Annotated in this window: 10 protein-coding genes; 5 read left to right on the forward strand and 5 right to left on the reverse strand. The window is 71.9% G+C overall.

Features of this window, described 5'->3' with window-relative positions; translation table 11 throughout:
- The first annotated feature begins 1 nt into the window (after window position 1).
- Window positions 2-1150 (forward strand): ROK family transcriptional regulator, encoded by a 1149-nt coding sequence (locus tag ACZ6S0_RS15265; RefSeq protein WP_465916887.1) that lies wholly within the window; start codon window positions 2-4, stop codon window positions 1148-1150.
- Window positions 1151-1167: 17 nt separating this feature from the next.
- Here the strand turns inward: ACZ6S0_RS15265 and ACZ6S0_RS15270 are convergent, their stop codons facing one another.
- Window positions 1168-1914, reverse strand: coding sequence for a helical backbone metal receptor (locus ACZ6S0_RS15270; protein ID WP_465916888.1), 747 nt, complete (start codon window positions 1912-1914; stop codon window positions 1168-1170).
- Between the two features lie 97 nt (window positions 1915-2011).
- Here ACZ6S0_RS15270 and ACZ6S0_RS15275 point away from each other — a divergent pair, with 97 nt between their 5' ends.
- Both ACZ6S0_RS15275 and ACZ6S0_RS15280 read left to right on the forward strand, forming a co-directional pair.
- A complete protein-coding gene (locus ACZ6S0_RS15275; RefSeq protein WP_465916889.1) occupies window positions 2012-2815 on the forward strand; it encodes an SAM-dependent methyltransferase in 804 nt (267 codons plus the stop codon).
- A gap of 4 nt (window positions 2816-2819) precedes the next feature.
- On the forward strand, window positions 2820-3743 hold the full coding sequence (locus tag ACZ6S0_RS15280) for a TIGR03619 family F420-dependent LLM class oxidoreductase (RefSeq protein ID WP_465916890.1): 924 nt from the start codon (window positions 2820-2822) through the stop codon (window positions 3741-3743).
- A gap of 38 nt (window positions 3744-3781) precedes the next feature.
- Here ACZ6S0_RS15280 and tpx read toward each other — a convergent pair whose 3' ends face one another.
- Window positions 3782-4282, reverse strand: a complete 501-nt coding sequence (gene tpx / locus ACZ6S0_RS15285; protein ID WP_465916891.1) for a thiol peroxidase — start codon at window positions 4280-4282, stop codon at window positions 3782-3784.
- Window positions 4283-4435: 153 nt separating this feature from the next.
- Complete coding sequence (gene icmF / locus ACZ6S0_RS15290) at window positions 4436-7627, reverse strand: fused isobutyryl-CoA mutase/GTPase IcmF (protein ID WP_465916892.1); 3192 nt, start codon at window positions 7625-7627, stop codon at window positions 4436-4438.
- Between the two features lie 102 nt (window positions 7628-7729).
- Here icmF and ACZ6S0_RS15295 point away from each other — a divergent pair, with 102 nt between their 5' ends.
- A complete protein-coding gene (locus tag ACZ6S0_RS15295) occupies window positions 7730-8779 on the forward strand; it encodes a glucose 1-dehydrogenase (RefSeq protein ID WP_465916893.1) in 1050 nt (349 codons plus the stop codon).
- 22 nt (window positions 8780-8801) lie between these two features.
- On the opposite strand, the gene ACZ6S0_RS15300 is transcribed toward ACZ6S0_RS15295, so the two are convergent.
- Entirely contained in the window at window positions 8802-9839 is a 1038-nt protein-coding gene (locus ACZ6S0_RS15300) for a CHAP domain-containing protein (protein ID WP_465916894.1), read from the reverse strand.
- A gap of 181 nt (window positions 9840-10020) precedes the next feature.
- Window positions 10021-10791 (reverse strand): PP2C family protein-serine/threonine phosphatase, encoded by a 771-nt coding sequence (locus ACZ6S0_RS15305; RefSeq protein ID WP_465916895.1) that lies wholly within the window; start codon window positions 10789-10791, stop codon window positions 10021-10023.
- A gap of 76 nt (window positions 10792-10867) precedes the next feature.
- Here ACZ6S0_RS15305 and ACZ6S0_RS15310 point away from each other — a divergent pair, with 76 nt between their 5' ends.
- Window positions 10868-12778: an HsdM family class I SAM-dependent methyltransferase gene (locus ACZ6S0_RS15310; RefSeq protein WP_465916896.1), complete on the forward strand. Its 1911-nt coding sequence runs from the start codon at window positions 10868-10870 to the stop codon at window positions 12776-12778.
- The last annotated feature ends 24 nt before the right edge of the window (window positions 12779-12802 follow it).

Below are 12802 nucleotides of genomic sequence, written 5' to 3' on the forward strand. Positions count from 1 at the left end.
CATGCTGACGGCAGGGCAGATCCTCCAGCTCATCCGCAGTGGCTCCTGCCGTACCCGCAAAGAACTGATCGAGGGCACCGGCCTGTCCCGCTCGACGATCACCGACCGCGTCGACCGGCTCATCGACGCGGGCTACATCCACGAGTCCGGCGTCGGCACCTCCGGGGGCGGGCGACCGCCCTCGGTGCTCGACGTGGACGCCACCAGGCGCCTGCTGCTGGTGGCCGACCTGGGCGCCACCCACGCCAGGGTGGCGCTCACCGACCTGGCCGCCCGGCCGTTGGTCGAGGAGCACACCGAGATGCGCATCGAACTCGGGCCGGAGGCCGTGCTGTCGTGGGTGCGGCAGGCGTTCCAGCGGCTGCTCGACCGGGCGGGGCGGCCGACCGGCGACGTCTGCGGGATCGGGCTGGACGTGCCGGGGTCGGTCGACCACACCACCGGGCGGGTGATCAGGTCGTTCCTGATGCCGGGGTGGGACGACCACCCGGTGGCCGCGGCCATCGGCTCGACGTACGACGTGCCCATCCTCGTGGAGAACGACGCCAACGCGATGGCGCTGGGCGAGTGGTGGACGTCATGGCGCGACACCGACTCGCTGGTCCTCATCAAGGTGTCCACCGGGATCGGGACCGGCATCATCCTCGACGGGCAGATCTACCACGGGGTCGAGGAGGCCGCGGGGAACATCGGGCACGTGCGGTTGGCCGAGACCGACGCCCGGGTCTGCACCTGCGGCTCGCGCGGCTGCGTGGCCTCGCTCGCCAGCGGCCACGCCCTCGCCGCGGACCTGGGCCTCGACTACAGCCGGGACGTGGTCAGGCTCGTGCAGGCGGGCGATCCCGAGGCCATCGCGCGCGTCCAGGAGGGCGGGCGCACGCTGGGCGTCGTGCTGGCCACCGCGGTCAGCCTGCTCAACCCGGGCGTGCTGGTGCTGGCCGGGGACATGGCGGAGACCAGGGAGCACTACCTGACGGGGATCAGGGAGATCGTCTACCGGCGCAGCCTGCCGTATACGACCAGGAACCTGGAGATCGTCACCAGCTCGCTCGGCGACCGGGCCGGGATCGTCGGGATGGCCGTGATCGTCATGGAGCACGTGCTCTCCCCCACCTCGGTGGACGCCGCCCTGGCCACGGCCGTCCGCTGACCGCCGCCTCCGCCGCGCTAGCCGAGGGCCTGGCGCAGGAGGGCGGGGGCCTGGACGAGCGAGGGGCCGTACCAGGTGAGCAGCCGCCCGCTGACCAGCGCGCACGTGTGCCCGGGGAACGCCTCGGGCCCGTCGGCCCCGGAGAAGGCGTACGGCTCGTCGGGCAGGACCACCAGGTCGGGCCGCCGCTCGTTCAGCTCGGCGAGCGGGATCTTGGGGTAGCGCTCGGGGTGGGCGGCGTACAGGTTGTCCACGCCGAGCCGCCTGAGCACGTCGCCGGTGAACGTGTCGCGCCCCACCACCATCCACGGCCGCCGCCAGATCGGGACGACCGCCGTCCGCCGCGCCCCCTCGAAGGGCGCCCGCCACGCCTCCCGCGCGGCCTCCAGCCATGCGGGTGGCCGGGTGCGGCAGGCCACGGCGAACATCCGCGCCAGCGACGCGAACGCCTCCTCCACCGTCTCGATCTTCGTCACCCACACGGCGACGCCCGACTCGCGCAGGGCCTCGATGTCGGGGACGCGGTTCTCCTCGGCGTTGGCCAGCACCACGTCGGGCCGCAGCCGCCTGATCGCGTCGAGGTCGGGGTTCTTGGTGCCCCTGACCCTGACCACGTCGAGGCCGGCCGGGTGCGAACACCAGTCGGTGGCCCCCACCAGCGCCCGCGGCACGGTCGCCGCCACCGACTCGGTCAGCGACGGGACCAGGGACACGATGCGCCGCACGGAGCCGGGAATCTGCACGGGCACGCCGGTGTCATCCACAGCAACAGCCTAGATGCGTGGAAGCAGCGATCAATTGTCGGCGAACAACCGTAGAATTCAGGACAAAGGTCGTTCACTCTTGATCGGGGGATGACGGTTGGACCGGGAGTCGCTCGGCTTCGATCCGAACACACCCAGCGTGGCCAGGCTCTACGACTACTACCTCGGGGGGAAGGACAACTTCCCGGCCGATCGCGAGGCCGCCGAGAGGATCCTGTCGGTCGCTCCCGAGTTGCGCGCGGCCGCGCGGGCGAACCGGGCGTTCCTGGGGCGGGCGGTACGCCACCTCGCCGAGGCCGGCATCACCCAGTTCCTCGACATCGGCACGGGCCTGCCGACCCAGGGCAACGTGCACGAGGTGGCCAAGAAGGTCACCCCCGGCGCCAGGGTGGTCTACGTCGACCGCGATCCGGTGGTGCTGGTGCACGCCCGAGCGCTGCTGGCCGACCAGGGCGACACCACGGTGATCGAGGGCGACCTGCGCGAGCCCGGCGCCGTCCTGGGCCATCCGGACACGCGGCGGCTCATCGACTTCGACCGGCCGGTCGGCGTGCTGCTGGTCGCGATCATGCACTTCATCACCGAGGCCGAGCGCCCCGGCGAGATCATCGCGACGCTGCGCGAGGCCATGGCGCCCGGCAGTTGCCTCGTGCTGTCCCACGGCACCAGCGACGCCCGCCCGGCCGCCGTCGACCGGGGCACCGAGGTCTACCGGAACGCCAGCGCCCAGCTCACCCTGCGCGGCCGTGACCGGATCATGGAGTTGTTCGAGGGGTTCGAGCTGGTGGACCCCGGTCTGGTGTGGCTGCCGCAGTGGCGTCCCGAGCAGGCCGACGAGATCGACTTCGTCGACGGCCCCGAGTCGTCGCTGATCCTGTGCGGCGTGGGCAGAAAGGGCTGAGTTCATGCGGATCGGGCTGGCGGTGCCGCAGTACGGCAGGTTCGCGGCGCTCTCCAGCGTGTTGCGGGTGGCGCGCGAGGCGGAGTCGATGGGGCTGCACAGCCTGTGGGCGGGTGACCGGCTGCTGACCCCGCTGCGGCCCCTCGACCGCTATCCGGGCGGCGACGGCCGTATCCCCGAGGCGCACCGGGTGTTCCTCGACCCGTTCGCGGTGTTGTCGGTGGCCGCGTCGGCGACCTCGGCCGTGCGGCTGGGCACCAGCGCGCTCAACGCCTGCTGGTATCCCCCGGCGGTGCTGGCCCGCTCGCTCACCACGATCGACCACCTCAGCGGCGGACGGCTCGACGCGGGCCTCGGGCTCGGCTGGTCCTCCGACGAGTACGCCGCCGTGGGCGTGCCCTGGAAAGACCGGGCCAGGCGCTACGACGCCACCCTCGACGCGCTGGAGGCGATCTGGACCACCGATCCGGTGTCGTTCGAGCACGAGCTGTGGACGATCGCGCCGAGCCACATCGAGCCCAAGCCCGCCCGCCGCCCGCCGCTCTATCTGGCGGGCCTGTCGGAGGGCGCGCTGCGCCGCATCGGGCGCAGGGGCGACGGCTGGCTGACGGCCTCGCTGCCGATCCCGATGCTCACGTCGATGTGGCAGACGGTGTGCCGCACGGCCGAGCAGGCCGGGCGCGACCCCGGCGGCCTGCGCATGATCCTGCGCGCCAACCCGATCGTCACCGAAGGGGGCACCCCGCCCAGGAGCGGCACGGTGGCCGAGATCTCCGCCTACCTGGCCGACGCGGCGGAGGCCGGGGTCCACGAGGTCATCCTGGACCTCCAGCACACCGCCACGGACGACCGGCACCTGCTGGAGCTGGCCGAGGCGTTCAAGAGCGAGCTGAGCGCCCGCCTGGCACAGACGGGCGGGTCTGTCTGAGAGCCGACCCTGAGAGCCGGTAGAGCGGGCGACAGGGTCTACTTGAGTGCGGACAGGGCGTTGTCGTAGTCGGGCTCCTGCGTGATCTCCGGCACCAGCTCGGAGTAGATCACCTTGTTGTCGCCGTCGAGCACGATCACCGCGCGCGCGGCCAGGCCCGCCAGCGGCCCCGACTCCTGCGCCACGCCGTAGTCGGCGAGGAACTCACGGCCCCGCATGAGCGAGAGCGTGGTCACGTTCTCGATCCCCTCCGCGCCGCAGAAGCGCTTCTGCGCGAACGGCAGGTCCGCCGAGACGCAGAGCACGGCCACGTCGGGGTGGTCGGCGGCGATCTGGTTGAAGCGGCGCACCGAGGCGGCGCAGACGCCGGTGTCGAGGCTCGGGAAGATGTTGAGCACCTTGGTCTGGCCGCCGAAGTCGTCGAGGGAGCGCTCGGCCAGGTCGGGGCCGACCAGCCGGAACGCGGGGGCGGTGTCGCCGGGCCGCGGGAAGGAGCCGGCCACGGTGACGGGGGTGCCCTTGAAGGTGACGTCGGACATGAAAGCCTCCTGAAAGCGATGTTCCCAGCAGCGTGATCCTATCCGCGCCGCCCTCCGCCTCCGCTCACCGCCCACCGGAGCCGTGGCGTGGCCTTCGTGCCCGGTCGTCGCAGGCCGCCCACAGGCCGAGCCGGACCTCTCCGACCCGGCCGGTCAGACGTTGCGGCGGTACTGGCCGCCCGCCTCGAACAGGGCGTCGGTGATCTGGCCGAGCGAGCAGTGGCGGGCCGCCTCCATCAGCACCTCGAACGCGTTCCCCTCCGACATCGCCACCTCGCGCAGCCGGGCGAGCTGGGCCGGGGCCTCGGAGCGGTTGCGCTCGTGGAAGGCGCGCAGCCGGTCGAGCTGCGAACGCTTCTCCTCCTCGGTGCCCCTGGCCAGCTCCAGCTTGTGCGGCTGGGCCCCGTCCTCTTCGTGCGGGTTGCGGAAGGTGTTGACGCCGACGATGGGCAGCGAGCCGTCGTGCTTGCGCATCTCGTACAGCATGGACTCGTCCTGGATCTTGCCGCGCTGGTAGCCGGTCTCCATCGCGCCCAGGACGCCGCCCCGGTCCGAGAGCCGTTCGAACTCGCTCAGCACCGCCTCCTCGACCAGGTCCGTCAGCTCCTCGACGATGAACGCGCCCTGCAGCGGGTTCTCGTTCCTGGCCAGGCCCCACTCGCGGTTGATGATGAGCTGGATGGCCATGGCGCGGCGTACGGAGTCGGCCGACGGGGTGGTCACGGCCTCGTCGAAGGCGTTGGTGTGCAGGCTGTTGCAGTTGTCGTAGACGGCGATCAGGGCCTGGAGGGTGGTGCGGATGTCGTTGAAGTTCATCTCCTGGGCGTGCAGGGAGCGGCCCGAGGTCTGGATGTGGTACTTCAGCTTCTGCGAGCGCTCGCCCGCGCCGTAGCGCTCGCGCATGGCCACCGCCCAGATGCGCCGGGCCACCCGCCCGAGCACGCTGTACTCGGGGTCCATGCCGTTGGAGAAGAAGAACGACAGGTTCGGCGCGAAGTCGTCCACCTTCATGCCCCTGGCCAGGTACGCCTCCACGTACGTGAAGCCGTTGGCCAGCGTGAACGCGAGCTGGCTGATGGGGTTGGCCCCCGCCTCGGCGATGTGGTAGCCGGAGATCGAGACCGAGTAGAAGTTCCTGACCCCGTTCCTGATGAACCACTCCTGGATGTCGGCCATCATCCGCAGCGAGAACTCGGTGGAGAAGATGCAGGTGTTCTGCCCCTGGTCCTCCTTGAGGATGTCGGCCTGCACCGTGCCCCTGACCGTGGCCAGCGTACGGGCGCGCAGCTCGCGCCGCTCCCCCTCGTCGGGCTCCCGGTCGTGCTCGGCCAGGAAGCGGGCTGTGGCCTGGTCGACGGCGGCGTTGAGGAAGAACGCCAGGATCGTGGGGGCCGGGCCGTTGATCGTCATGGACACCGACGTGTTGGGCGCCGACAGGTCGAACCCGTCGTAGAGCACCTTCATGTCGTCGAGCGTGGCGATGGAGACGCCGGAGGTGCCGACCTTGCCGTAGATGTCGGGGCGCAGGTCGGGGTCGTGGCCGTACAGGGTCACCGAGTCGAACGCCGTGGACAGCCTGGTCGCGGGCTGGCCCTCGGAGAGCAGCTTGAAGCGCCTGTTGGTGCGGAACGGGTCGCCCTCGCCGGCGAACATCCGGGTCGGGTCCTCGTCGTCGCGCTTGAACGGGAACACCCCGGCGGTGAACGGGAACATCCCCGGCAGGTTCTCCCCGCGCAGGAACCTCAGCAGGTCGCCGTGGTCGTGGTAGCGGGGCAGGGCCACCCTCGGGATCCGGTTGCCGGAGAGTGTCTCGCGCCACAGCGGCGTGTGGATCTCCCTGTCGCGCACCTTCACCACCAGCTCGTCGGCGGTGTAGCGCTCCTTGACGGCCGGCCAGCCGTCGAGCAGCGCGCGGCTCTCGTCCGACAGCTCCAGCTCGGCCTGCTCGACGGCCGCCGCGCCGTCCTCGTTCAGCAGGCCGCGCACGGCGGCGAGTTGCTGGCGGCGGCGGGCCACCTCGGCCTGGGCGAGCGTCTCGGCGTGGTAGGCGCGCACGGTCTCGGCGATGTCGGCCAGGTAGCGCGACCTGGCGGGCGGCACGATGGCCGCCGACACCTTCGAGGTACGGCCCTCGACCGGCGCGAGCAGCCTCGGGCCCTCCCCGGTCGGCAGCAGCCGCTCGAGGTGGTGGTAGAGGGCGGTGACGCCGGCGTCGTTGTAGCGGGCGGCGATGGTGCCGAAGACCGGCATCTCGTCGGGTGAGACGCCGAACGCCTCGCGGTTGCGTACGAGCTGGCGGCGCACGTCGCGCAGGGCGTCCTCCGCGCCGCGCCGCTCGTACTTGTTGATCACGACGGCCTCGGCGAAGTCGAGCATGTCGATCTTCTCGAGCTGGGAGGCCGCGCCGAACTCGGGGGTCATCACGTAGATGGGCACGTCCACGTGCGGCACGATGCCCGCGTCGCCCTGGCCGATGCCGGGCGTCTCCACGATCACCAGGTCGTAGCCGGCGGCCCGGCAGGCGGTGATCACGTCGTCGAGGCAGGCGGGCACCTCGTTGGCCGCGCCCCTGGTGGCCAGGGAGCGGAAGTAGGTCTGGGGTCCCAGGCTGTTCATGCGGATGCGGTCGCCGAGCAGCGCGCCGCCACCGCGCCTGCGGGTGGGGTCGATGGCCACGATCGCGATGCGCAGCTTGTCGTCGTTGTCGACGCGGAACCTGCGGACCAGCTCGTCGGTGAGCGAGGACTTGCCGGAGCCGCCGGTGCCGGTGATGCCGAGCACGGGCGCGTGCCGCTCCCTCGCGCCCTTCAGGCCCGCCACCAGCTCCGCCGGGGCCCTGCCTCCTTCGATGAGGGTGATCGCGCGGGCCAGCGCCGCCTCGTCGCCGGAGACCACGGCCTCCACCGAGGGCGGATCGCTCAGCTCGACGTCGCAGTCCTCGATCAGCTTGTTGATCATGCCGGGCAGGCCGTAGCGCTGGCCGTCCTCGGGCGAGAAGATGCGCGTGACCCCTCGGGAGTGCAGCAACTCGATCTCCTCGGGGACGATCACGCCCCCGCCGCCGCCGTACACCTTGACGTGGCCCGCGCCGCGCTCGCGCAGCAGCTCCACCAGGTAGGAGAAGAACTCCACGTGACCACCCTGGTAGGAGCTGATCGCCACGCCCTGGGCGTCCTCCTGGATGGCGGCCGTGACGATCTCGTCCACCGAGCGGTTGTGCCCGAGGTGGATGACCTCCGCCCCTTGGGACTGGAGGATGCGCCGCATGATGTTGATCGCCGCGTCGTGCCCGTCGAACAGGGCCGCGGCGGTCACGAAGCGGACGGGGTGTACCGGGACGTGCACGCCTGATCACTCCTTCGTGGAGGCTTCCACATTCCAAGATACTAGGACGTCCTACTATTTCCCAACCACGCCCGGGTAGAGGCCCGGCGAGGGGGTGACGGGATGCGCGCGCTGACGTTCGAGCCGGGCGTGCGGGACACGCTGGAGGTGCGGGAGGCGCCCGAGCCCGTGCCGGGCCAGGGCGAGCTGCTCGTCCAGGGGCTGGCCCTGGGCGTCTGCGGGACGGACAGGGAGCTGGCACGCGGCGGGTACGGCCGGCCGCCACCGGGCGGCCGACGCATGATCATCGGCCACGAGTCGCTCGGCCGGGTGCTGGAGTCGCCGGAGGGCTCGGCGTTCTCGCCCGGCGACCTGGTGGTGGGCGTCGTCCGGCGGCCCGACCCTGAGCCGTGCGGGGCCTGCCGGCGGGGCGAGTTCGACATGTGCCGCAACGGCCGCTACACCGAGCGCGGCATCAGGGAGCGCGACGGCTACGGCAGCGAACGGTGGACCGTCGAGGCCGGGTACGCCGTCCGGCTGGACCCCGCGCTGGCGGGCGTCGGCGTGCTGGCCGAGCCCACGTCGGTGGTCGCCAAGGCATGGGAGCAGATCGACCGGATCGGCTCGCGGGCCTGGTTCGAGCCCCGCAGGCTGCTGGTCACGGGCGCCGGGCCGATCGGGCTGCTGGCGGCGCTGCTGGGGCGACAGCGAGGGCTGGAGGTGCACGTGCTCGACCGGGCCGCTCCTGGGCTCAAGTCGAGCCTGGTGGAGGAGCTGGGCGGGACGTACCACTCGGGCTCGTCCCTGGAGGCGCTCGCCGCCGCCGAGCCGGACGTCATCATCGAGTGCACGGGGGCGGGGCGGCTCGTCATCGACGCCATGACGGCGGTCTCGGCCGCCGGGATCGTCTGCCTGTGCGGGCTGTCGGCCGGAGGGCGTACGGACCGGGTGGACGCCGGGGAGATCAACCGGGACCTCGTCCTGGAGAACAGCGTGGTCTTCGGCACCGTCAACGGCAATCTCCGCCACTTCAGGGACGCGGCCACCGCCCTGGCCAAGGCGGACCTCGGGTGGCTGGAGCGGCTCGTCACCCGGCGGGTGCCGCTGTCGCGGGCGGTGGAGGCGTTCCAGCCGGCCGACGACGTCAAGGCCGTCATCGACCTCACCTCCTGACCCCGGCTGACGCCTCCGGGCGTCAGGAGTCGTACGGCTTGCGGCGTCTCGTGGGCTGGGAGGGGTGCTTCTGGGCCGGGGAAGGGTGTTTGGGGGCCGCGGTGGGGTGTTTGGCGGCCGGGGCGGGGGCGCGCGATCGCGTACGCTCCCGCGCCGGGGCCGTGCCGCGCGCCGCACCCTTGCCGCCCGAGGCGCCGGAGACGCCATGAGCCCCAGGAGCACCGGGAGCACCGGACGCACCGGACGCACCGGGAAGGTCGGGAGCGCCGACGGGGGTGCGCTCGCCGGACAGCGGGTTCCGGGGCGACGGGACCCGCTCGCGGACCTCGGGCACGCCGGACGGCCGCCCCCGCGCGAGATAGGGCCAGGGAGACCGGGCGAGCACCCGGCGCAGCCGCGGCGAGCGGGCGAGCAGGCGGCGGAGCCGGGCACGGACCGGCGCGGAGAGGCGGCGCCGGCCGCGGCGGCGGCCCGTCAGCCGGAGCGAGAGCACGATGGTCATGAGCACCATGGCGGCCAGCAGCGCCTGCGGCGTGCCCAGGACGTCCAGCGGCGACCCGTTCCCGCTCTGCGACCCGGGCGGGGCCACGAACGGCTGCTCGGTCGAGCGGATCTCGTCCGCCCGGTCGGCGTCGGCCTTGACCAGGCGCGGGATGCCGTACCCGACGACCTTGTCCGTCTCCCGGGTCTTGCGCTTGAGCCAGACGCGGTCCACGTTCGCCTCGATGGTGTGGATCCGCTCGCCGCTGACGCGTTCCACGACCCCGACGTGGTCGATGCCCTTGTAGCTCTTGCCCCCGCGCCAGTCGAAGAAGACCAGCGCGCCGGGCTCGGGCCGCTGGGTCCAGGCGCCCTTCTGGATGAACCAGGCCGCGTGGGAAGGCGTCCAGGCGAACTCCCCGACGTACTCGGTGACGTCGGCCTTGTCCGCGGCCCAGGCGAGGAACATGTCGCACCACGGGGCGTCGCGGTACTGGTTGTCTTGGACGCGATCCGCGTACCACTGGCCGAACTTGGTGAGCTGGCCGCTCTTCTCCTTGTAGCCGAGTTCCTGCCGCACCGTCTTCAGCAGTTTGTCCGCGATCGGGTCCAGGGCGACTCCTCCCAGAAAACCGACAAATCACGATGGACTGTAGTAGCGCCATCACGAAGTTGCGCGCATTAACTGGAAAGTGTCTTGTTATCGGCCGAAATTTCGGCTATGCGACTGCTGAGACGGGCGGGGCTGTCTACTACTGCCGTTAGGAGCCGGCGCCCACGCGGTAGACGCCCGCGTCCCCCGCGCCCGGCGCGACCACGTCGGCCACGATCACGGTCACGTTGTCGGGAGAGCCGCCCTCGTTCGCCAGATCGATGAGTCGCTGGACGGCCGCCCCCGGGTCTGCCACCGTGGTCAGCACCTCGTGCAGGACCTCGGGACCGAGCACGGTCGTGAGCCCGTCGGAGCAGAGGAGGTAGCGGTCATCAGGCTCGGCTTCGCGCAGCGCCATGTCCGGCTCCGCCCTGCCCTCGCTGCCCAGCACCCGCAGCACCATCGAACGCCGGGGGTGCACGGCCGCCTGATCCTCCGTTATCCGCCCTTCGTCCACCATCGACTGCACAAGTGTGTGATCCTTGGTCATCTGGTAGAGAGCACCATCGCGAAGCAAGTATCCGCGGGAGTCACCAAGATGAGCCAGGGCGAACCGGTAACCGTCCCAGAGCATGGCGGTCACCGTGGTCCCCATCCCCCTGCGGGCGGGGTCGATGTCGGCCAGCTCCACCAGCCTGCGCGCGGCCTCGTGCACGGCGCCCTCGAGCGCCACCTCCAGGTCGGAGCCCGTCTCGGGAAGCGTGGCGTCCAGTTCGCGCATGACGGCGATCGCCGCCGAGCTGGCCAGCTCGCCGGCCGCGTGTCCGCCCATCCCGTCAGCCACCACGAGCAACCGGCCGCTCGCATAGCCAGAATCCTCGTTCTGCTCCCTGCGGCGGCCCACGTCTGATCCGGCGGCATAGCGGATGTTGTGCTTCATACCCAGCAGTAAATCATTGGTTGAAAGACTTCACAAGCAGATGCGCTGAAGACTCTTGTGAACTACTGTGGGCTCCATGAGCCACGACCCGACCGTCAACGCCGGGGACATCGCCCGGCTCGCCGGCGTCGGGCGGGCAGCGGTGAGCAACTGGCGCCGTCGCCACGACGACTTCCCCCAGCCCGTCGGCGGAACCGCCAACCAGCCGCTGTTCTCGCTACGGCAGGTCGAGTCCTGGCTGCGCCGCTATGGGAAGTCCTACCAGGTCTCCCTGGGAGATCGGGTGTGGCAACGCCTGAAAGCGGCCGGTGATTTGCGGCTGGGCGAGCTGGTGTCCCAGGCGGGCGCCCTGCTGACCGGGGCCGCGACCGCTCCGGGCGGCGGCGCGGCCAACGCTGTGACCAGCCCAGTGGCGGGCCCAGTGGCGGGTGCCGTGGTCGACCCCGAGGCGGGCGCTGTGACCGGCCCTGAGGCGGCCGGTGCGGGGACCGGCGGGCGCGGTCCGGCGGAGCCGCCGTCGGGAGACGGGCTCGATGACGAGCTGGCCGGGCTCGTTCTGGAGCTGGGCGAGCAGCACGGCCCGCGCACCGCGTACGAGTTCCTGTGCGAGCGCTATCTCGAGGCCCACTCGCGCCAGCTCTCGGTCACCCGCGACGACGTCGCCGCGCTCATGGTCCGGCTCGTGAGCGCCGACGGCGCGACCGTGTTCGACCCCGCGTGCGGCGTCGGCACGCTGCTGCTCGCGCCGGGGCGCGCGACCACGGTGCTCGGCCAGGAGCTCAGCGACACCTCGGCCGCCATCGCGGCCTCCAGGCTGCGGCTGCGCGGCGTCGAGGCCAGGATCGTGGCCGGCGACTCCATGCGCCACGACGGCTTCGCGGGCGAGCGGGCCGACGCCGTGGTGTGCGACCCCCCGTTCAACGAACGGGCCTGGGGCTACGAGGAGCTGACCGGCGACCCGCGCTGGGAATACGGCCTGCCGCCGCGCGGCGAGCCCGAGCTGGCCTGGGTCCAGCACTGCCTCACCCATGTCAGGCCGCGCGGCCTGGTCGCCATCCTCATGCCCCCGGCCGCCGCCAGCCGCAGGGCGGGCCGCCGCATCCGGGCCAACCTCCTGCGCGCGGGCGCACTGCGGGCGGTCGTGGCGCTGCCCGGCTCCGACCTGTGGCTGCTGCGCCGCCCGGCGGCGGGTGAGCGCCCCCCGTCGGAGGTGCTGATCCTCGACGCCACGGGCGACCTGTCGGCGGTGGAGCCGGCCTGGCAGGCGTATCTGGAGGACCGTTCCGACCAGACCGTACGCATCATCGACCTGCTGGCCGACGAGGTCGACATGACCCCGGCCCGCCACCAGCGGCGTGACGACGTGGGACGGGCCTTCGCGGAGGCGCGTGACCGGTTCCTGGCCGCCGCCGCGGCGCCGCCCGACCTGAAGGTGCTGGAGCAGCCGCTCGACCAGCCCTCGACCACGCTGGGCGACCTGATCAAGGAGGGCCTGGTGACCGCGTCGCAGGGCCCGCCCAAGATGGCCGCCGACGGGGGCGACGTCCCGGTCCTGACCTCCGACGACGTGGTCGGCGGCGGCTCGCCGTCCGGCTCGACCACCATGCAGCAGGGGCTGATCGCGATCCGGCCGGGTGACGTGGTGGCCTCCTACGCCGCCGTACGCGTGATGGACGACGGTGCGGGGGCCGTCCTGGGGCCGCACCTGACCCTCTACCGGGTCGACGGCCGCCGGCTCGACCCCGACTTCCTGGCCGGCTTCCTGCGGGCCGCGGGCGGCCGGGCGACGACGGGTTCGAGCAGGTTCGACGTACGGCGCACCCGTCTGCCGCGGTTGTCGCTGAAGGAGCAGAAGGCGTACGGCGAGGCGTTCAGGCAACTGGCCGTGCTGGAGGACGCCATCCGGGAGACCTCGACGCTCGGGCAGACGCTGATCAGGCTGGGCCTCGACGGCCTCGCCGACGGCCATCTGCATCCGCAGTCCTGACGGTGTAGTTTTTCCCGAAAAGGC

Source organism: Nonomuraea sp. NPDC051298, assembly GCF_055586305.1.

Excerpts from the sequence above, each read along its gene's own strand:
- ACZ6S0_RS15295 (WP_465916893.1), top strand. The coding sequence starts at position 7,730 with ATGCGCGCGCTGACGTTCGAGCCGGGCGTGCGGGACACGCTGGAGGTG.
- ACZ6S0_RS15280 (WP_465916890.1), top strand. The coding sequence starts at position 2,820 with ATGCGGATCGGGCTGGCGGTGCCGCAGTACGGCAGGTTCGCGGCGCTC.
- tpx (WP_465916891.1), bottom strand. The coding sequence starts at position 4,282 with ATGTCCGACGTCACCTTCAAGGGCACCCCCGTCACCGTGGCCGGCTCC.
- ACZ6S0_RS15310 (WP_465916896.1), top strand. The coding sequence starts at position 10,868 with ATGAGCCACGACCCGACCGTCAACGCCGGGGACATCGCCCGGCTCGCC.
- ACZ6S0_RS15305 (WP_465916895.1), bottom strand. The coding sequence starts at position 10,791 with ATGAAGCACAACATCCGCTATGCCGCCGGATCAGACGTGGGCCGCCGC.
- ACZ6S0_RS15265 (WP_465916887.1), top strand. The coding sequence starts at position 2 with ATGCTGACGGCAGGGCAGATCCTCCAGCTCATCCGCAGTGGCTCCTGC.